20 protein-coding genes are annotated in these 20961 nt (G+C 34.5%); 12 read left to right on the forward strand and 8 right to left on the reverse strand.

What is annotated here, in order from left to right; all coding sequences use genetic code 11:
- Nucleotides 1-5: 5 nt before the first annotated feature.
- Nucleotides 6-1472: a F0F1 ATP synthase subunit beta gene (gene atpD / locus ACJJVT_RS09625; RefSeq protein WP_405398227.1), complete on the reverse strand. Its 1467-nt coding sequence runs from the start codon at nucleotides 1470-1472 to the stop codon at nucleotides 6-8.
- 175 nt (nucleotides 1473-1647) lie between these two features.
- Between atpD and ppsA the strand changes: the two genes are divergently transcribed.
- From ppsA to glk, 6 genes are read left to right on the forward strand one after another with little or no spacing between them, the layout of a single operon-like run.
- Complete coding sequence (gene ppsA, locus ACJJVT_RS09630) at nucleotides 1648-4056, forward strand: phosphoenolpyruvate synthase (RefSeq protein ID WP_405398229.1); 2409 nt, start codon at nucleotides 1648-1650, stop codon at nucleotides 4054-4056.
- A 20-nt stretch (nucleotides 4057-4076) separates the two neighbouring features.
- Nucleotides 4077-5072: a 2-hydroxyacid dehydrogenase gene (locus ACJJVT_RS09635; RefSeq protein WP_405398230.1), complete on the forward strand. Its 996-nt coding sequence runs from the start codon at nucleotides 4077-4079 to the stop codon at nucleotides 5070-5072.
- Nucleotide 5073: 1 nt separating this feature from the next.
- Nucleotides 5074-5763: a 2,3-bisphosphoglycerate-dependent phosphoglycerate mutase gene (locus ACJJVT_RS09640; RefSeq protein ID WP_405398232.1), complete on the forward strand. Its 690-nt coding sequence runs from the start codon at nucleotides 5074-5076 to the stop codon at nucleotides 5761-5763.
- Nucleotides 5764-5768: 5 nt separating this feature from the next.
- Entirely contained in the window at nucleotides 5769-6710 is a 942-nt protein-coding gene (locus tag ACJJVT_RS09645; protein ID WP_405398233.1) for a 1-phosphofructokinase family hexose kinase, read from the forward strand.
- Between the two features lie 22 nt (nucleotides 6711-6732).
- A complete protein-coding gene (locus ACJJVT_RS09650) occupies nucleotides 6733-7779 on the forward strand; it encodes a class I fructose-bisphosphate aldolase (protein ID WP_405398234.1) in 1047 nt (348 codons plus the stop codon).
- A 9-nt stretch (nucleotides 7780-7788) separates the two neighbouring features.
- Complete coding sequence (gene glk, locus ACJJVT_RS09655; protein WP_405398236.1) at nucleotides 7789-8862, forward strand: glucokinase; 1074 nt, start codon at nucleotides 7789-7791, stop codon at nucleotides 8860-8862.
- A gap of 60 nt (nucleotides 8863-8922) precedes the next feature.
- Here the strand turns inward: glk and ACJJVT_RS09660 are convergent, their stop codons facing one another.
- The 3 genes from ACJJVT_RS09660 to ACJJVT_RS09670 form a co-directional block, all read right to left on the reverse strand.
- A complete protein-coding gene (locus tag ACJJVT_RS09660) occupies nucleotides 8923-9354 on the reverse strand; it encodes a hypothetical protein (protein ID WP_405398238.1) in 432 nt (143 codons plus the stop codon).
- Between the two features lie 55 nt (nucleotides 9355-9409).
- On the reverse strand, nucleotides 9410-10195 hold the full coding sequence (locus ACJJVT_RS09665; protein WP_405398239.1) for a universal stress protein: 786 nt from the start codon (nucleotides 10193-10195) through the stop codon (nucleotides 9410-9412).
- A gap of 122 nt (nucleotides 10196-10317) precedes the next feature.
- Entirely contained in the window at nucleotides 10318-10977 is a 660-nt protein-coding gene (locus ACJJVT_RS09670; protein WP_405398240.1) for a WG repeat-containing protein, read from the reverse strand.
- A 243-nt stretch (nucleotides 10978-11220) separates the two neighbouring features.
- Here ACJJVT_RS09670 and ACJJVT_RS09675 point away from each other — a divergent pair, with 243 nt between their 5' ends.
- The 6 genes from ACJJVT_RS09675 to ACJJVT_RS09700 all read left to right on the forward strand — a co-directional run bounded on the left by ACJJVT_RS09675 (nucleotide 11221) and on the right by ACJJVT_RS09700 (nucleotide 16721).
- The gene (locus tag ACJJVT_RS09675) at nucleotides 11221-11571 is read left to right on the forward strand and encodes a carboxymuconolactone decarboxylase family protein (protein ID WP_405398241.1); all 351 of its coding nucleotides are present in this window, start codon (nucleotides 11221-11223) and stop codon (nucleotides 11569-11571) included.
- A 15-nt stretch (nucleotides 11572-11586) separates the two neighbouring features.
- Nucleotides 11587-11958 (forward strand): hypothetical protein, encoded by a 372-nt coding sequence (locus ACJJVT_RS09680; protein ID WP_405398243.1) that lies wholly within the window; start codon nucleotides 11587-11589, stop codon nucleotides 11956-11958.
- Between the two features lie 346 nt (nucleotides 11959-12304).
- On the forward strand, nucleotides 12305-12868 hold the full coding sequence (locus ACJJVT_RS09685; RefSeq protein ID WP_405398244.1) for an HdeD family acid-resistance protein: 564 nt from the start codon (nucleotides 12305-12307) through the stop codon (nucleotides 12866-12868).
- A gap of 89 nt (nucleotides 12869-12957) precedes the next feature.
- Nucleotides 12958-14898: an oleate hydratase gene (locus ACJJVT_RS09690; protein ID WP_405398246.1), complete on the forward strand. Its 1941-nt coding sequence runs from the start codon at nucleotides 12958-12960 to the stop codon at nucleotides 14896-14898.
- A gap of 110 nt (nucleotides 14899-15008) precedes the next feature.
- Nucleotides 15009-16067: an ArsO family NAD(P)H-dependent flavin-containing monooxygenase gene (locus ACJJVT_RS09695; RefSeq protein WP_405398248.1), complete on the forward strand. Its 1059-nt coding sequence runs from the start codon at nucleotides 15009-15011 to the stop codon at nucleotides 16065-16067.
- Between the two features lie 177 nt (nucleotides 16068-16244).
- The gene (locus ACJJVT_RS09700; protein ID WP_405398249.1) at nucleotides 16245-16721 is read left to right on the forward strand and encodes a Dps family protein; all 477 of its coding nucleotides are present in this window, start codon (nucleotides 16245-16247) and stop codon (nucleotides 16719-16721) included.
- A 116-nt stretch (nucleotides 16722-16837) separates the two neighbouring features.
- Here the strand turns inward: ACJJVT_RS09700 and bglX are convergent, their stop codons facing one another.
- The 4 genes from bglX to ACJJVT_RS09720 all read right to left on the reverse strand — a co-directional run bounded on the left by bglX (nucleotide 16838) and on the right by ACJJVT_RS09720 (nucleotide 20924).
- On the reverse strand, nucleotides 16838-19111 hold the full coding sequence (gene bglX, locus ACJJVT_RS09705; protein ID WP_405398251.1) for a beta-glucosidase BglX: 2274 nt from the start codon (nucleotides 19109-19111) through the stop codon (nucleotides 16838-16840).
- Nucleotides 19112-19350: 239 nt separating this feature from the next.
- Nucleotides 19351-19716, reverse strand: a complete 366-nt coding sequence (locus ACJJVT_RS09710; RefSeq protein WP_405398253.1) for a hypothetical protein — start codon at nucleotides 19714-19716, stop codon at nucleotides 19351-19353.
- Between the two features lie 149 nt (nucleotides 19717-19865).
- Nucleotides 19866-20273: a hypothetical protein gene (locus tag ACJJVT_RS09715; RefSeq protein WP_405398254.1), complete on the reverse strand. Its 408-nt coding sequence runs from the start codon at nucleotides 20271-20273 to the stop codon at nucleotides 19866-19868.
- Nucleotides 20274-20447: 174 nt separating this feature from the next.
- Nucleotides 20448-20924, reverse strand: coding sequence for a hypothetical protein (locus ACJJVT_RS09720; protein ID WP_405398256.1), 477 nt, complete (start codon nucleotides 20922-20924; stop codon nucleotides 20448-20450).
- Nucleotides 20925-20961 lie beyond the last annotated feature (37 nt).

Here is a 20961-nt window from a genome sequence, read left to right on the forward strand (position 1 = left end):
TAAGTCTATACTTTTGCTGTTTCTTTTTTATCAGCATCTGTGTTATTTTCTTCTTTCTTCTGTTCTTTTTTGGCTTTTTCTATTGCCTCTTCAATAGTACCGATCATATAGAAAGCAGACTCTGGTAAATCTTTAAACTCATCGTTAAGAATACGCTCACACCCGTTAAGGGCATCTTCTAATTTGACACCTTTTCCTTTAAGTCCACTAAACTGTTCTGTTGTAAAAAAGGGTTGTGTAAAAAAGCGTTCTAAGCGTCTAGCCCTATTAACCGTTGCACGATCTTTTACAGAAAGTTGTTCTAAACCAAGCATGGCTATAATATCTTTTAGCTCTTCGTATTGCGCTAGTGTTTGTTTTATTTGTTGTAAAAGGTGGTAATGACGCTCACCTATAACACCCGGTGTTGCCATTTTAGAGCTAGACTGTAATAAATCTATAGCAGGAAAAAGTCCTTCTCCAGCCCTCTTTCTTGATAATGTAATAGAGGCTGAAAGATGAGAAAAGGTATGTACAGCAGCAGGATCAGTTAAATCATCTGCTGGAACATAAACCGCCTGTATACTAGTAATAGCACCTGTAGTGGTATTCGCTATACGTTCTTCAAATTTTGAAAGTTCGGTACCCAATGTTGGTTGGTAACCTAGTCTTGATGGCATTTGCCCCATAAGACCAGAAACCTCCATACCCGCTTGAATAAACCGAAATACATTATCTACAAGTAAAAGAACATCGCGGTGCTCTTCGTCCCTAAAATATTCTGCCATGGTTAAAGCAGCGTGCCCTACACGAAAACGTGCTCCGGGTGGTTCGTTCATTTGTCCGAACATCATCACCATATCTTTCAATACATCGGCTTTTTTCATATCGTGATACAACTCATGTCCTTCACGGCAACGTTCACCAATACCACAAAACATACTTATACCTTGGTGATAGCCTACCATATTATGAATCATCTCTGTAAGCAGAACTGTTTTACCAACACCTGCTCCACCAAACAAACCTGCGTTACCACCATGTTGTAAGGGTACCATTACATCAATAGCCTTTATTCCTGTTTCAAAAATTTCTGATTTTGTAGATCGTTTTGATAACGGCGGCGGTAATTGGTGTACGCTATTTCGTTTCATTTCTGGCAACGCATCTCCATGATCTATGGCATTACCAAAAACATCGAACATACGCCCCATTATTTCCTTTCCAACAGGTACGGTCAACTGTCCTCCATTTGTCTGTGCCTGCATACCTCTTGCCAAACCTTGTGTTGGGGTCAATGCTATACCTCTAATTCTATTATCATCTAATTGAGATAGTACCTCAATAGCTATAGCATTATCCGGACCTGTATGGATTAATGTATTAATAGATGGTAAATTTTCATCAAACCAAATATCTACTACACTACCACGTACAGCAACTACTCTACCCAAGTTTAAATCACTATCATCAAGTTTTAAGGTCGTTGCCATAGTATTCTGTTCTTGTAAATAAAGTAGTAAAGGTATTTCTACATCAACCGATTGTAAATGACCTAGGTCAGTACTCTTTTTTTTTACGTATGACTCAGGTCATTTGCATTACTAATGAAACAGTTGAAATTCGTAATCAGAAATCTTGGTCTATAGACCTTATAAATCTTTAGCGATGAAAAATTACATACGTCATTTTAACGAAATCAATATTAACGATGTACCAACTGTAGGAGGAAAAAATGCCTCTTTAGGAGAAATGTTTCAAAAGCTGACATCTAAAGGAGTACAGGTACCTGATGGGTTTGCAACTACCGCAGAAGCATATTGGCATTTTTTACAAGAAGTGCATATTAAAGATGAGATTTTTGGTCTTTTAGAAAATTTAAATACTAAAGATTTCTCTAATCTTAAGGAAATTGGAGAAAGTGTAAGAAATGCAATTCTAGCAACAGAAATCCCTAAAGACATCCAAGATTCTATAAATGAAGGATATGATTTTTTAGCCAATAAATATAAAGGTGATATTTCTTTAGCAGTAAGAAGTAGTGCCACTGCAGAAGATTTACCAAGTGCAAGTTTTGCTGGTCAGCAAGACACGTATTTAAACGTAAAAGGGAAAAAAGATCTAATAGATGCCTGTAAAAGATGTTACGCATCTTTATTCACCAATAGAGCTATAAAATATAGAGAGGATAATGGTTTTGATCATACCAAAGTAGCATTATCTATTGGTATACAAATGATGGTACGTTCAGATTTAGCTGCATCTGGTGTCAATTTCACCTTAGATCCAGATACCGGTTTTGACCAAGTTGTAATGGTTTCAAGTATCTACGGACTAGGTGAAAATATTGTTCAAGGCAGTATTAACCCCGATGATTATTTTGTTTACAAGCCTAGTCTAAAAAACGGCATAGAACAACCTATTATTTCTAGACGTTTGGGTAGTAAGGAAAAAACCATGGTCTATGATAAAACGGGCAGTGGAATCATAAATCTTGACACTCCGTTAGAGAAACAAGAACAATATGTACTTACAGATGACGAGGTTGTTAAACTTGCAAAATGGGCGATGATCATTGAAGATCATTACCAACACCCTATGGATATAGAATGGGCAAAAGATGGAATTACCAATGAACTCTTTATAGTTCAAGCCAGACCAGAAACCGTTCAAAGCAATAAGAAAGACAAACTAAAAATTAAAACGTACACCTTACGCAACAAGAGTAAAGAAATTACTCAAGGTATGGGTCTGGGCAACAAAATAGCATCTGGCAAAGCACGCATATTACACAGTCCAAAAGAATCTGACAAGTTACAAGAAGGCGAAATTCTGGTTACGGAACGTACCAACCCAGATTGGGATCCAATTCTAAAAAAAGCAGCAGGTATCATTACTAATCAAGGCGGTAGAACTAGCCACGCGGCAATCGTTGCTCGTGAAGTAGGCGCTGCTGCTATTGTTGGTAGTAACAATGCAACAGAGGTTATAAAAGATGGGCAAGAAATTACCATATCATGCGCTGAAGGCGATACAGGTATAGTGTATGATGGTCTTTTAGATTGGGATGAAAAAGTAATTGACCTTTCTACTTTAGGAAAACCAAAAACACAACCAATGCTTATTCTGGCAGATCCAGATCAGGCATTTAAATTCTCTTTCTATCCTTCTGCAGGAGTTGGGTTAATGCGTATGGAGTTTGTCATTAATAATTCTATTCAAATTCACCCAATGGCTTTAAAACATTTTGATTCTTTAAAAGATCAGGCTGTAAAAGATAAAATTCAGAAGCTAACACACCACTACCCGGACAAGGCAAATTATTTTGTACACAAACTTGCGGAAGGTATCGGTACTATTGCAGCTGCTTTTTACCCTAAAGATGTTATTGTTCGTACCAGTGATTTTAAAACGAATGAATATGCAAACCTTATAGGTGGTACAGAGTTTGAACCTGTAGAATCAAACCCAATGCTCGGTTTTAGAGGAGCTTCTAGATATTACAATCCAAAATACCAAGATGCCTTTGCCTTAGAATGCAAAGCGTTGAAAAGGGTAAGAGAAACCATGGGATTCACCAATGTAAAAATTATGATTCCGTTTTGCCGTACGTTAAAAGAAGCTGACAAAGTAGTTGGTGTTTTAGAAGAAAATGGCTTAAAAAGAGGCGAAAACGGACTTCAACTTTATATGATGACCGAAATCCCTAATAACATTATACTAGCAGAACAATTTGCAAAATACTTTGACGGCTTTTCAATTGGCTCAAATGATTTAACCCAACTGACTTTAGGTGTAGATAGAGATTCTGAATTGTTGAGCGATATTTTTGATATTAATGATCCAGGGGTAAAACAAATGATTGCCATGGTGATTAAATCCGCAAATAAAACAAATACTAAAATTGGACTTTGCGGTCAGGCACCAAGTGATTATCCGGAATTTGCTCAATTTCTTGTTGAGACTGGGATCAACTCTATATCCTTTAATCCAGATGCGTTGATTTCAGGTATCAAAAACATAAACAAAGCAGAGGAAAATATAGTTGAATACGGCATGGCCGAAAGCAGCAATTAATGCCACTTTAGAATTTAAAAATGAAAATAGCAATATTCAACGTTCATAATTGGGAGAAAGATTATTTACAAAGTGCTAATCAAGATAAGCATGAACTTAAAATGTTTGATACTTATCTAACTTTAGATACTGTAGATTTGGCTAAACAGTGTGATGCCATTTGTATTTTTACCGAAGACAATGCTTCTGCTCCTATTTTAAATAGGTTACATGAACTTGGTGTTAAGTACGTAGCCTTGCGTACTGCAGGTTTTAATAATGTTGATGTGCCACATGCACAGAAATTAGGTATTCGTATAGCACGAGTACCCGAATATTCTCCCTATGCAATTGCTGAATTTACGGTAGGTGTCATGCTTGCGCTTAACCGAAAATTAGTAAGAACCCATTACCGAATCATGGAAATGAATTTTTCTTTAAATGGTCTTGTTGGTTTTGACATGAACGGTAAAACAGTAGGTATCATTGGTACAGGTAAAATTGGGAGCGTAGTAGCAAAAATTCTACATGGCTTTGGCTGTAAACTATTGCTATATGACATTTTTGAGAACAATGCCCTAGTTGAAAAATATGAGGCCACCTATACCGATTTAGATTCCTTAGTTGAGCAATCTGATATCATCACCTTACATGCACCTCTAAATAAAAAAACACATCATCTTATCAATGCCAATAGCATTTCTAAAATGAAAAAAGGAGTGATGTTAATCAATGCAGGTCGTGGAGGTTTACTCAATACCCAAGATGTTATAAACGGTTTAAAAAGTGGACAAGTAGGATACTTTGGTATGGATGTTTATGAGGAAGAAAAAGGACTCTACTTTGAAGACCACTCGGAAGATATTCTTCAAGACGATGCCATAGCGCGGTTAATGACACTTAGAAATGTATTGATAAGTAGTCACCAGGCATTTTTGACAGAAACTGCACTCCAAAACATATCAAGAATCACCTTTGAAAATCTAAAATGTATGGAAAAAGGTGATGCTTGTAAAAATGAAATTAAAATAACTTAAGATGGGTAGATTAGTATTGGTACGACACGGTAAAAGTTTATGGAACGTAAAAAATGTTTTTACTGGATGGACAGATATTGACTTGGCACCAGAAGGAAAAGAAGAAGCTAAAATAGCCGGAGAACTTATTAAATCTAATCTTATAGACATTGATATTTGTTTCTCCTCCTATCTAAAAAGAGCGATACGAACTGCTTTGATCTTATTGGAAACTGCAGAAATGATGCATGTAGACTGCAAGTATAGCTGGAAGCTGAACGAAAGACATTATGGAGATTGGCAGGGAAAAAATAAGGACGACGTATTAAAAGAAGTAGGAGAAGATTTTTTTCTAAGTGTACGAAGAGGTTATGATACCCCACCACCTAGCCTACCTGCATTTGACAAAAGAAGTCCTGAATATGATTCTAATTACAAGGCTTTAGATTCGTCTATTTTACCATTGGCAGAATCATTGAAAGACACTTCAAAAAGAGTCATCAACTATTTTTTTGAAGCGATTGCACCAGAATTAGCTCAAGGTAAAACCGTATTAATTGCTGCTCATGGCAACTCTTTACGAGCATTAATTGAGTTTTTAGAACATATTTCAACAGAAGATATAGCCAAGTTAGAAGTCGCAACAGGTATACCCCATTTGTATGAGTTTGATGAAAAATTAAATGTAATAGATCACTATAAATTAAAATAGTAGATATGGCCCGTATAATAACACTAACCGTAAATCCTGCAATAGATAAAAATACCACAGTAGCAGGAATAAGACCTAATTCCAAATTACGCTGTACCGAGCCTACTTTTGACGCAGGTGGTGGCGGAATAAATGTATCTAGAGCTATTCAAAACCTAGGCGGCTCATCACTCTGCAGTTACTTTGCAGGCGGACCAAATGGGGCATTCCTAAAACACCTATTAGATGAAAAAAACATAGAACAATCTATCATTGAAATAGAGGGTTTTACCCGTGAAAATTTAGCAGTTACGGATACAAGCACTAATCAACAATTTAGATTTGGAATGCCAGGTCCTTCCATTAAAAAGGTAGAATGGCAGAACGCACTAAAACAACTTGAATTACAGCTCGAAAAAGATGATTACCTGGTCGCAAGCGGTAAGTTACCGCCTAATGTACCTGATGACTTTTATATAAAAGTGAGTCATATAGCAGAAATTAAAGGAGCTAAATTTATTCTTGATACTTCTGGCGAACCTTTATTGAAAGCTGCCAATTCTAAAGTTTATATACTTAAGCCAAACTTGGCAGAACTTGGTATGCTTTGTAACGAACCCTCTATTACAGACTTAAAATTAAAATCATTGGCAAAAGCGTTTTTGGAGAATCATGATTGTGAAATTCTTGTTGTTTCACTCGGTCCAAAAGGAGCCTTACTTGCAACTAAAGATGAAATGGCACAAATACCTGCTCCTGTAGTTCACCAAAAAAGTACCATTGGTGCAGGTGACAGTATGGTTGCAGGCATGGTTATGAGTCTTATTTGGGAAAGATCTTTTAGTGACATGGTCAGATATGGTGTAGCATGCGGAACCGCAGCTACAATGCACCACGGAACACAGCTATGTTTTAAAAAAGATGTGGACAAATTATATGATTGGATTAAAAACCAAAAATCTATCTAAGGAACAAATTAAAATACGCGTAATGGAACTTGAAAAATATTTAAAAGAAGAAACCTTCTACTTACTGGATCATGAATGTACTACAATCCCTAAAAAAAATATTCACCTACCAGGTCCAGATTTTGTGGATAGGATAATGGCATCTACAGATAGATCCAATAGAGTATTAGGAAGTTTACAGCAACTATTTAATCATGGTAGACTAGCTGGTACTGGGCATCTTTCCCTATTACCGGTAGATCAAGGTGTAGAACATTCTGCAGGTGCTAGCTTTGCACCAAATCCAGCTTATTTTGATCCAGAAAATATTGTAAAACTTGCCATAGAAGGTGGTTGTAATGCCGTTGCTTCTACATTAGGGGTACTAGGTGCCGTTTCAAGAAAATATGCCCACAAAATACCCTTTCTAGTTAAACTTAATCATAACGAGCTACTTACGTACCCTAATACTTTTGATCAAATCTATTTTGCCCAAGTAGAACAAGCTTGGAATATGGGTGCTGTAGCTGTAGGTGCCACTATCTATTTTGGCTCTCCAGAATCTGATAGACAAATTCAAGAAACTACTAAAGCTTTTAGACGGGCGCATGAATTAGGTATGGCTACTGTACTTTGGTGCTACCTTCGTAATGATGCCTTTAAAACAGACAAAGACTACGCTGTAAGTGCAGATTTAACGGGACAAGCAAACCATCTTGGTGTTACCATTGAGGCAGATATCATAAAACAGAAACAGCCAAGTAATAATGGTGGTTTTCTGGCCTTAGATAATTTTGGAAAAACAAGTGATCTTGTTTATAGTAAGCTCACTACAAACCACCCAATAGATTTAACTAGGTACCAAGTTGCAAATTGCTATATGGGGCGCGCCGGACTTATTAATTCTGGTGGAGCTTCAGGAGAAGATGACTTCGCCGCTGCGGCAAGTACTGCCATAATTAATAAAAGAGCTGGTGGAATGGGATTGATTTCTGGTAGAAAAGCATTTCAAAGATCTATGAAAGATGGTGTACAATTACTACATCTTATACAAGATATTTATTTAGACCCAGAAATTACAATCGCCTAATTACATAATATGAAAACGACAGAAAGACTTTCTATACCTATAGGCCAAACATCTTTAATACCATTAGCAGTAGGTAATAAATATAAAATAAGCACAAAAAATAGTTTTGTACTAGCTGGTGACATTGGGGGAACAAAAACCAACCTTGCACTTTTTGAATATAATGATGGGCAACTATTTCAAATAAAGCAAAACTCATATAAAACCAAAGATTATACTTCGTTATTAGAAATCATCAAAGAGTTCGAAATAACTGAAATGAAAAAAATCGACAGTATTTGTTTTGGCGTTGCAGGTCCTATTACAAAGGGTAAAGTTCATGGCACTAATTTTCCTTGGGACATAGATACCGAAGAACTCATTAAAGCGCTTAACCTTAACTCTATTTATTTAATCAATGATATGGAAGCAAATGCGTATGGTCTCGCTGCGCTAGATGAAAAAGATTTAGACCCTTTAAAGTATGGTTCACAAATAGAAGGCAATGCAGTGATTATTTCTCCTGGTACCGGTTTGGGAGAAGCAGGCTTATATTGGGACGGTAAAGCGTATCATCCATTTGCTACCGAAGGGGGACATTGCGATTTTAGCCCTAGATATGATTTTGACCTTGAAATATGGAAATACTTTCAACAAAAATATGGTCATGTCAGTTGGGAACGTCTATTGTCAGGGCAAGGTATTAGAGATATCTACCAGCTTATACGAAATGTAAGCGGTGTCAAAGAAACCGATGATTTAATAGCTAAAATGGCTAAAGAAGATCCTGCTGCAGTTATTACCAAAACTGCATTGGCCGGGACTGATCCCGTCTGTGTGGAAACACTAGAGTTATTTATTCGATTTTTAGCCATAGAAACATCTCAACTTGCCTTAAAGTTTAAAGCAACAGGCGGTATCTATATTGGAGGTGGAATTATGCCAAAAATAATTAAGGGGATGAATCGGGAAGTATTTACCGATAATTTCATGCAATCCGGTAGACTGAATTCTCTTTTAGAAATGGTACCGGTAAATGTTATTTTAAATGAAAATACAGCATTGTTAGGGGCTGCTTATTTTGCTACAATGTCAATAGAATAAAACTTAAAACTACTTTAGGCTTTTCTTCCTAAAGTAGTTTTAAATTACCGTTTTTATAATTTAAAATTTATCGGCATTTACATCAAACTCAATGACTTTAAAAAGTTGTCTTCTATTGTTTTTCGTATTTGCAATAAATTGAACAATATCTTCTTCAAGCTCTTTATGTTCGCTTCTAAACGATTTAATTTCTTGATCTTCACTATCATCTATAACCTCAGCTAAATATGCCAAATGCTTTTTAATCCTTTGTAAGAGCTCATCACAATCTCTTGTATCTTTTAGAATACTTTCCCCTACCCTAGTTATATTATCTAAATTATCTTTAGCAGTTGTCCAGGTAAAATATTTATCTTCAAGATGTCGTAAAAATTTAAGATCGTCTTTATAAAATAACAGTTCAGATTGCCAGTGCTCTGTCAAAATATACAGTTCTTGCAAACTCCCATTATCCATAAAATCTCCCTTAGGTCTACTTCTTAAATATTCCATTTAGTTAATTAATTAGTACTAATTAATCCCTTCATTTTTATTCTTTTATAAGAATCTATTCTAAAATTAGTAACGGTACTTTAGATTTTAGAATGAGCTTTTGGGTTAGTTCAGCATCAGAAGGAATAGCATTTTTAGTATGGTTTCTAGGAAGTATTGTCACAAGGTCAATCTCATTCTTTACAGCGTAAGTATTTATACCATCTAAAATATCCTCATTTCTTATAAATGCTCGTTCTTTATAAAATGTTTCTAAATAATACGCTATAGCACTCTCGTTTTTATCTTCCTCTTCACTATACCCGTAGAGCACAGGTTCATTCTCAACAGTTAGCACATTAACTTTAGCATTACACTTACGAGCCAACATTAAAAGAGCCCCTAATTTTTTGGTATCCTCAATTTCTTCTTTACCAATAACCAATGCAATATTCTCTAGCTTATATTCATTGTAAGTTTTTGGAACAACCAAAACAGGACAATTACACGATAAAACAAGGTTTGCGGTATTGGTATGTTCAGTATCGCCCAATTTATCCTCACCCGAAGTACCCATTATAATGAGATCTATCTTATCCTTTTTCCTAATTTCCAGTAAAGTCTGAACAAATCTTCCATCCTGTATTTCCCACTCAAGTTTTTCCTGAAGTAAACCCGCATACTTCTTGCCTAACTTCTCAAAATTTTCTGGCGATAACTTTAGGTTACAATTTCCTGAAACATATGCCAATACAATTTTTATATGATCTAGCCTGCCTACGAATTTCACAGCATATTCAAGAGCATTTCTTGAAGCTTTCGTAAAATCGAATGGTATCATTATAGTTTTAATCTTTTCCATGATTTAAAAATTTAGAGATGACTTTTGTTAGTTATTTAATTAAAAATAGATTCTGTTTTTTAAATTTATAAAGGGCATTTATTGAAATATTGATCAAGTTAAAATCCAAATACCCAATATGCTTACTGCTCCAGTTTAGGTTTAACAATCTTCCATTTATTTGATCCATCTTTGATTTTTAATAAATCAGAAGAAATCATCTGTGCATGTAATTCAGGTAATTCATATAGCTTTTTTGACATGACAATGTTTTGTCTTTCTTGAATAGGCCACAAAAGTTCACCTGCTTCATTGACCACGATCTCGGTAAAGGCATAATCGTAAATATTCAATTGAAAAGAATTTTTACCGCGTAAAGATTTACTCTCATAGATACCAACAGCATAACCATTATTGAACTGGCTAACATTTAAGAATTCTGCAGCCACAACTACTTTACCTGTTTTATCTATAAAACCATATCTAACAATACCATCGTCTTGCACATTTTTAATAGAACAGACTCCATCCTTAAATTGAGGTAGCCCAATACTCTCCACACCAATATTCATAGTTTTCGGAGTTTCATTCCAAACTAAATCATCTCTAAACTCAATAACCAACTTACCTTCTTCATTTATAAACCCCCATTGGTTTCCTTTTTTAACAGCAGCTAAACCTTCATTAAAAGGCGCTACTTCATCTAGATTATCTACTAGAGGCTTATTAATCTCTTCAACAGATTGTGAAATGCCCATTAAGGGTATTAATAATAACAAAGCGATATTTAATATGTGTTTCATGATTTATAATTTAAGGTTCACTCAAAACTATGTACATCAAATTAAAACCGAAATGACTTGGGTCAGTTGCCTTATTTTATTTAAAGGAATCTTCAGAAAAGAAATATAAAAACTGTAGAATAATAAGCAAACGAGTAGTTCATCATATTTTTTTATTCATATTCAATACTACTGACCTAGGTCATCTTTAAGCCTAAAGATTTAGAATAGTTTTGACTGAGTTTAATTTTAAAATATTGAATCATGATAAAAGACCATTCTAAACATTATAATGATCTAGTTCATTTAATTGGGGAACTAGGTGAAAAAATACCTGAAACCATAGGTGGTTTCAATAGCCTGCATAAGGCTAGTACTGCAGAAGGTGTGCTATCATCAAAAACAAAAGAGCTCATTGCCTTAGGTATTGCCATTACTGTTCGTTGCGATGGTTGTATTGCATTTCACGTACATGATGCAATAAAAGCTGGTGCTAGTTCTGAAGAAATAGTGGAAACTATTGGTGTTGCCGTAATGATGGGTGGTGGACCAGCTCTTATGTATGGCTGTGAAGCACTTGAGGCATTAAACCAATTTATAGTATTAGAAGACTAATTAAAATATCTTATTATGAAAGCAACAATTAACAATTCAGATTTACATTTTGAACACAAACAATGGGAGTCTGAGCTAGCCTTTTGGAATGATGAACTAAAAACTTTCAATGACAGATTAGGTGAACTGGCAACTCGTTGGACAGATAAAGATGTACTAAAGCAACTTGAACATTATCAAAACGAATTTATTTTACATGGTAATGTAATAGAGGATCTACAAGAGAGTATTGAAAAACACGAATTAAATATTGCAAATCATGAATCTTCATTAGATATAACAATGACGAACACGCACATGGATGTTCGAAATAAAATGGAAGCCGAAAGACAAATTTATATTGATCTCAAAAAAGAGTTCTTTAAGTTTTTATCAAAATATATGTAAAACAACATAGTAAGGGTTGTGTTCAACAATCTTAACTAAAAAGGTTTGAAAAAAGCACGTTATTAGTTTCTATTCTAGAAATTAATAACGTGCTTTTTAAATTGAATTAATAGATCAATTTCATGCTATGCAATCTTGTTCAGATATATTTCAATAGTAGACTTTTTACTTAAAAAAATACTACACTCATTGCCATAGCAAAGTTTAGAAATCCAAAATAAAACAGCTTTTTTTCTTGCACCTGACCTAGGTCAGGCTATGCTACAACGTCTTACAATACATTTGAATATTGATTGAAACTCGAAGAGTTTAGATGAATAGAAATAAAAATCGTAAAACGAGAATTATGAACACAATATTAGATTCAGCTCAAAAGGCTATAAAAAACTGGTGGATATCCATTTTAATAGGAATTCTATATGTTGGTATTGGGGTGTGGGTTATGCAAACCCCTTTAGAAAGCTATATATCGCTAAGTATCATATTCAGTACGTTCATTCTTATATCTGGTATTTTCCAAATTGCTTTTTCCATTTCCAATAAAAGTGAAATGAAAGATTGGGGCTGGTATTTATCAGGAGGTGTTTTAGATTTATTAATTGGCATATTGCTCTTGACCCACCCAATGATGACCATGGCTATTTTGCCACTTTATATAGGGTTTTGGTTACTCTTTCAAAGTACATTATCTATAGGGCTCTCTTTTCAGTTAAAATCTTTTGGTATCCTAGGTTGGGGTTGGTTATTATTTTGGAGCATTATCACACTTTTGTTTTCATTTTTACTACTGTTTAATCCAATTTTTGCAGGTTTAAGCATTGTTTACATGACTGCCTTCGCATTAATAACTGCAGGAGTTTTTAGAATCTTTCTAGGAATCAATCTTAAAAAAATCGGTAAAAATCTATAAGGCATTTTTACCGAGCACCATAATGCAATGATTAGGGTGTTTTAGTATAAACTAATGATGTATCATAATCAAAAATAAAGTTAGAAATCATGGGAAAAATAACAGAGAAATTCGATAAAGTATTAAGCGCATCACCATTCCCAGGGCATGTAGATCATGCTCCAGATGCCAGTAAAGAAGTAGTACGTAATTCTAAGGATCAACCTATGCCTTTTGCCGATCTTACTGGGAACTACCAACGCAATAAAGGTATTCCTCCACAGTCATTTAAGGATAGTAAAGTATATATTGTAGGTACTGGTATTGCAGGTCTGTCTGCTGCATATTACTTTATACGTGACGGACACATTCCTGGAAAAAATATTATATTTCTTGATAAAGTAGCTGTAGAAGGTGGTTCTCTTGATGGTTCTGGAAATGCTAAAGAAGGTTATATTGTTAGAGGTGGTAGAGAAATGGAAATGACCTATGAGAATCTATGGGATATTTACCAAGACATACCCGCCATAGAAATGCCTAAACCGTATAGTGTCTTAGACGAATTTCGCCTATTGAACGATAATGACCCTAATTACTCAAAAGCCAGATTAATTCATAATAATGGGGCGGTTAGAGATTTTAGCAAATTTGATTTAGACAAATTAGATCAACTAGCAATTGTAAAATTACTTTTAAAAAAGAAAGAAGACTTAGATGACTTGACCGTTGAAGATTATTTCAGCACTTCATTTTTAGAAAGTAAATTTTGGATTTTGTTCCGTACTATGTTCGCTTTTGAAAACTGGCACAGTTTACTTGAATGTAAATTATACATGCATAGATTTTTACACCTAATAGATGGTTTCAAAGATTTGTCTTGCCTGGTATTCCCCAAATACAATCAGTATGATACCTTTGTAAAACCCTTGACAGAACATCTAAAATCTAAAGGTGTTAAAACTCAATTCGATACTTTGGTGAAAGATTTAGATGTACAGATCAACACTGATGGTAAACTTGTAAAAGGTATAATAACGGTACAAAATGACAAAGAAGTAATAATACCGATATCTGATAAAGATTTTGTAATTGTTACTACCGCATCCATGACCGAAGACACACGTTATGGTGATAATACACACGCACCCATAAAAGCTATTGAAAACTTAAAAAGTGGTGAAAGTACAGGTTGGCAGCTATGGAAAAACCTAGCTGCAAAATCTACAGAATTTGGTAATCCTGAAAAATTCTGTAGTTCTATAGGAAAATCTTCTTGGGAATCTGCTACATTAACTTGTCGCCCATCCGCTTTAACCGAAAAGATCAAGGAATACTGTGTAAACGACCCTTATTCAGGAAAAGCAGCTACCGGCGGTATTGTATCCATTACAGATTCTAACTGGTTAATGAGCTTTACCATTAATCGCCAACCACATTTTCCAGAACAACCAGATGATGTATTGGTAATATGGTTGTATGCATTGTATATGCATAAAGATGGTAATTATACTAAAAAAACAATGCCTCAAAGTACCGGTAACGAAATATTAGCAGAGTTATGTTTTCATATTGGCTTAGAAGATCAAATAGATTCTGTAATTAAAAAGACTATTGTTAAAACCAGTTTTATGCCATACATAACTTCTATGTTTATGCCTAGAGCTGCAGGGGATAGACCAAAAATAGTTCCTAACGGTTGTAAGAATTTAGGACTTGTAGGGCAATTTGTTGAAACCAATAATGACGTTGTGTTTACCGTAGAAACTTCGGTAAGAACTGCTAGAACAGCTGTTTACCAACTATTGAATCTTAATAAGCAAGTGCCTGATATTGCTGCTGGTCAGTATGATATTCGTCAACTATTAAAAGCTGCTAAAGCGTTAAACGATTACAAACCTTTCCCAGGGGAAAGCGTTTTAAAGCGTGTACTTAAAAATACTTACTTTGAACATATTTTACCTGAAGGAGTAGAAGACGAAGAGCAACATGATTCTTTTCTTTATGAACAGTTAGATAAAATTAAAGGGTGGGCAAAAGAGCTTACGCATTAACTTTTAAAATGGTTTAATTACCTTGTAAAAAAGGTAAATTCTATCTTATTGGTTTTTAACCATTTTCATGCAGCGATAAGGATTGCTTTAATCTTAAAACAATACTTGATTTGAAAATATACGATATTATAATTATAGGCGGCGGACAAGCAGGGTTATCCGTTGGCTATTTTTTAAGAAGAAGCTCGTTGAGCTATCTTATATTAGATAATCAAAAAGAAGCTGGTGGATCTTGGTTAAAAACCTGGGATAGTCTTAAACTATTCTCGCCTTCAACATACAGCTCCCTATCTGGTTGGGTAATGCCTAGGGGCAAGAATGAATATCCTTCTAAATCGGAATTTCTAGCATACATATCTGCCTATGAAAAAAGATATGAGTTTGCTATTCAAAGACAAACCGATGTTTTTAAAGTTGAAAAAAAAAATGGTCTCTTTAAAACCGAAACCAACAAAGGAGTTTTTTATTCAAAGACCATAGTAAGTGCAACCGGAACGTCAGGAAATCCGTTTACACCAGAATACCCAAAAAGGACAACATTTACAGGTATACAAGTACATTCTGTAGATTATAATAATCCGGATATTTTTAAAGGCAAAAAGACCTTGATTATAGGTGGAGGAAATTCTGGAGCACAAATATTAGCAGAAGTATCAAAAGGGACACCTACACAATGGGTAACATTAAAAGAGCCTCAGTTTCTACCTGATGATATTGACGGGCGCTACCTTTTTAATGAAGCAACACAAAAATTTCTAGGTAAATCAAAAGTCAAATCAGAAATCAATCATAGTATTTCCTTAGCTAATATAGTTATGGTAGCTAGTGTTAAGGAGGCAAGAAGTAGAAATGTGCTACATGCCGTTCGCCCATTCAAAGAAATTTACGAACATGGTGTTATCTGGCAAGACGGTACCAAAGAACAGTTTGATGCTATTATCTGGTGTACCGGTTTTAAAGCTAATTTAAAACACATAGAATCATTAGGGGTTGTAGAAAATAATAAAGTAGAGACTACCTATACCCGTTCAATTAAAGAGCCTAATTTATGGCTTGTAGGTTATGGTAATTGGACTGGTTTTGCCTCTGCTACCATTTACGGCGTGGGCAAAACAGCCCGCCAAACTGTAAAAGAAATCAGAGAATCACTTACTAATTCTGATAGCTGAAAAATCTATTTGAAGCATATTTCCGTTTCTGATTTCTGTACATTCAAAGCTTAGTCCTTTCTTTCAATAGTACTGTAATTGTAAAGTTTTCTTAAAAATCGATAACATGATTTGTATCAGTACAATCGTTTTTAAATCTCAATAACTTTGGTATATCGCATATAAAAATCTACAAAAATGAGAACACCGAACATAGGAATTTCAGAAGAAAATAGACAGGCTATTACTGATCAGTTATCAAAAATATTAGCAGATGAATTTGTACTCTATTCAAAAACGCTAAATTTTCATTGGAACCTAGAAGGACCTGATTTTCATTCGGTACACCTTTATTTAGAAACGTTGTATGAAGAGCAACAAGAGGTTGTAGATACCGTGGCTGAAAAAATACGAGCATTAGGTCATTATGTACCAGCAACTTTAAAAGACTACTCTCAATTAACGCATCTTACCGAAAAAACAAAAGGCGGAAATGATAGCCAAAGCATATTCGCAGAGTTATTAGAAGACCACGAGAGCATAATCATTTTTATACGGGAAGAAATTTCACCTATTGCCGACAAATGGAAGGCTGAGGGTATCAGCGATTATATTACCGGTTTAATGGAACAACATGAGAAAACTGCTTGGATGCTGCGCTCTCACCTTAAATAATATCAATTGACACCAGTCTAATAAAAAACTGATTAATTATTCTTTACAATTGGTACATGAAATAAATTAATAATAGCTTCTAATGTTCAGTTTCTGAAAATTAGAAGCTATTTTTTTTAGTCAATCAATGTAAAATCAGACGCCAACTGGGTGGTAGAACTTCCACCAATAAAAACTTTAAAGTCGCCCGTTTCAGATTCCCACTTATTATTTGCAGAATAAAATTCTAACGCCTTCGAAGTGATCGTAAAGCTCACATTTTTAGTTTCGCCAGGTTTTAGAGAAATCATTTTAAAATCTTTTAATTCTTTTACAGGTCTAGCAATACTGGCAAACAAATCTTGAATATATAGTTGTACTACTTCTTTACCTTCGTATTTACCGGTATTTGACAAATCGAAACTTACTTTCAACTCTCCGGTTTTGCTTAATGAATTTGTATTTAACTTTATGTTGTCGTAGGTAAATTCAGTGTAACTTAATCCATAACCAAACTCATACAAAGGTGTATTTACTTCATCTGTATAATGTGTCCAGAAAACAAGATCATTACCAGGGTATGTTGGCCTTCCTGTACTTAGATAGTTATAATACAGCGGTACCTGCCCAACACTTCTAGGAAAAGTCATTGGTAATTTTCCACTTGGGTTATAATCACCATAAAGTACTTTGGCAATAGCATCACCGCTAGTTGAACCCAATTGCCAAGCTTCTACAATTGCTGGTATATTTTCATCTGCCCAATTAATAGTCAACGGCCTTCCATTCATTAAAACCAAAACTATATTCTTATTGACCGCATACACTGCTTCTAATAATTCTTGTTGTAAACCCGGTAAATCTAAATTTGCTCTACTTCTACCCTCGCCTGATTGAAAACCATGCTCACCTAAGACCATTACCACTACATCTTTATTTTTAGCTACTGCTACAGCTTCTGCAATACCAGTTCTATCTGTAGTGTTTATATCAATTTCAAAGACGAAAGCTTCCTTACCCTTTACTAACTCCACTCCTTTCTCATGGTGCAGTTTATTTCCTTTGTATTTCTTTAAGCCTTCCATAACCGATACTGCAGAATTATCTTCAGCGGCAAGCCTCCAACCACCTAATGGACTATTCTTATCAGCTGCCAAAGGACCAATCACCGCTATGTTCATTCCCTTCTTTTTTAAAGGAAGCAACTGGTCATCATTTTTTAGAAGCACTATAGACTTTTCTGCCATATCAAGCGCTATCGCTTTATTTTTATCACTTCCTATTACTTCTTTTTCTCGCTCTTCGTTACAATATTTATAAGGGTCATCAAAAAGGCCTAGTTCATATTTTACCCTTAAAATTCTGCGAACGGCATCATCAATTTTGTCAACGGAAACTTTACCTTCATCTACCAAAGTTTTTAAATGCTTTACATATAAATAAGATTCCATATCCATATCACTACCGGCATTTGCAGCACTTTCAGCAGCAGATTTGCCATCTTTAGAATATCCATGAGCAACCATTTCAGCCATTGAACCCCAGTCAGAAACCACAAAACCTTGGTAGTCCCATTCTCCTTTTAAAACATCTCTTTGTAAAAAAGAATTTCCCGTAGCTGGTATTCCATTAAGTACATTAAATGAATTCATGAATGTCTTTACATCAGCTTCTATTGCTGCCATAAACGGAGGAAAAATAGTATTGTATAATGTTGACGTACCTACATCTACCGTATTGTAATCCCTACCCGCTTCAGAAAAGCCATACCCAGCAAAATGTTTAGCTGTAGCCGCTATAGTATTTGGTGCAGAAAGGTCTTCTCCTTGAAACCCGGTAATTCTTGCTTTTGCTATTTGACTACCCAAATAAGGATCTTCACCTGCGCCTTCCATTACTCTACCCCATCGTGCATCTCTTGATATATCTACCATTGGGGCAAAAGTCCAGTTTATGCCTGTTGCAGATGCTTCATCGGCAGCCATTGCAGCAGAAGCTTTTATTGCGTCCATATCCCAACTAGCAGATTCTGCCAATGGTATTGGACTCTGTGTTCTATAACCATGAATTACATCATAACCAATAACCAAAGGAATACCCAATCTAGATTCTTCAACTACAATCTTCTGTACCTTACGTACTTCTTCTACGCCGGTAACATTTAACATAGAGCCTACCCAACCATTTTTAAGATGCTGAAATTTACTAGAGGCATCACCTTCTTCTGGTACTGGACCCGTAACATTCCAAAAACCATTATACTGGTTCATTTGCCCAACCTTTTCTTCAAGAGTCATAAGACCCATTAAAGAATCTATTTTCTTTTCTATTACAACATCTAATTTTGTCTGTGCGTAATTTCTATGGCTGAACACAAATAAACAGAAGGTAATTAATATATATTTTTTCATGCTTTTTATTATAATGAAGAGTTTAATGGTCAATAAAATAGAACCATAGAAGATTCGAATTTACTCTAAAATTATGATAAATACCAAGAGTATTAAAAACACAAAATAAGTATGATAGTATGTGATTTTCTTAACCAAGTAAAACCTCATTTAACTTTTAGAAATAAGGTAAAATGTTCTTCATTTTTAAGAATAAAGAATTCGTAAAAAGTATTTTTTTAGATTACAATAAAATGGTTCTAATGGTTACAATCACCATTTAAGAACCGATCTAAAACCTTAAGTTGCCACCTACCAACTACAGAAAGATTTGTTTCTGCATTTAATAGAACAAGACCATACCCTAAACGAGATAGCTTGCAATCACTTATAACCTCGTTATTCATACTACTGAAAACCGGTTTAAAATGTTCTTTTAGATTTAGTTTAGAATTTTTAGCAACATTCATTGCCTTAGTAACAGCATCACTAATTTGTTTTGGCGAAAGTCCATCATACAGTAAATCACTTGCAAAATAATACAATCGCAATCCATAATAGAAATCCATAAAATTGTTGATACTATCCGTATATTTTTGTTCTAATTTATAAATGGAGACTTGCATAATAGAACCAGTTTTAAGAGATGAAAAAATTAATTAAAGAATTGCACAAACATTTATTTAAAAAAACTAATCTGCTTGAAGTAATTAAGATGACAGCTACACTGAATTTACTGAACAGTTCAGAATAGCCATCACCAAAAAAACAGAAACTAAAGACTTTTTATATAATCAAAAACCATTAGCTTAAACTGACGAAAATTACTTGTAAAGCTTTCCAGTCGTGCTTTAAGTTGACGATGCTTTTCTCTATAACCAGAATCAGACAAACCTCGTTCACCCATTTCTAAATATGACAATACTTTTTCATGCTCCATAATATCATGAGCTAGATAATCAAACAATTCTGAATGAACCTTATCTAGATCTTTAAGTATTTTTCCAAAAGATTTTTGCGCATCATCTTTCGGTTTATTTTTTTCTAACAAGTCAGCAAAAAATGTAGTTTCATACTTATAAAATGCAATGTTGCTTAACCATTCTTCACTTTCAAAATGAAGTACGTCTAAACCTGCACCTAATAATAATTCTGCTTTCGGATTTATTGTTTTTGTTTTCATAATATATAGAAGTAAACAGTTTACATTATTTGTTTAAATACCATATAAAAATGCAGATATATGAAAGAGAATACCATGACCTAGGTCAGTCTAACAAAAAAATATAAAATAATTGGTTTAGTTGCACTGGGTTAGAGAAAGTCTTTTGGTTTAGTTGACATGAGAAATCTTTTTTCAATCAACCAACATAGATGCAATTTTCTGAACGGCTCTATTATTTCCTCTAATGACAAGCAGGTAATTACCATTACTTATGTTTTTAACGCTTTCAGCTGCGTCTTGCTCACTTATGCCAAATCCTCTTAAAACACCATAAGGTCCACCAGAAAGTATACCTATATTACTTTTACCTACCGGATTGAGAAAAGTAGATACTAAAAATCCCGAGACAAACAAATGACCTAATTCGCGATTATAGAACGAATCAAATTCTGTTTCCTCTCCTATTATTTTGTTAAGTAATTGTTGAATGTCATTTTTATGTAATGCAAACTTATGGGAATCATCAGTATCGTTTGCATTGCCGATTACAGAAATACCGATGCTATCATCATTCATTCTGCGAATCGATAACAATGCATTTTCTAATTCTGAAAAATTAGTATAAGAATTTAGAAAAGTTTTTTTTAATTCTGATTGTGGGACATTCATTATGCTAACTATTTAGAGACATCAAGTTTTAAAATTG

This window comes from Maribacter sp. Asnod2-G09 (assembly GCF_045063795.1).
GTDB lineage: Bacteria > Bacteroidota > Bacteroidia > Flavobacteriales > Flavobacteriaceae > Maribacter.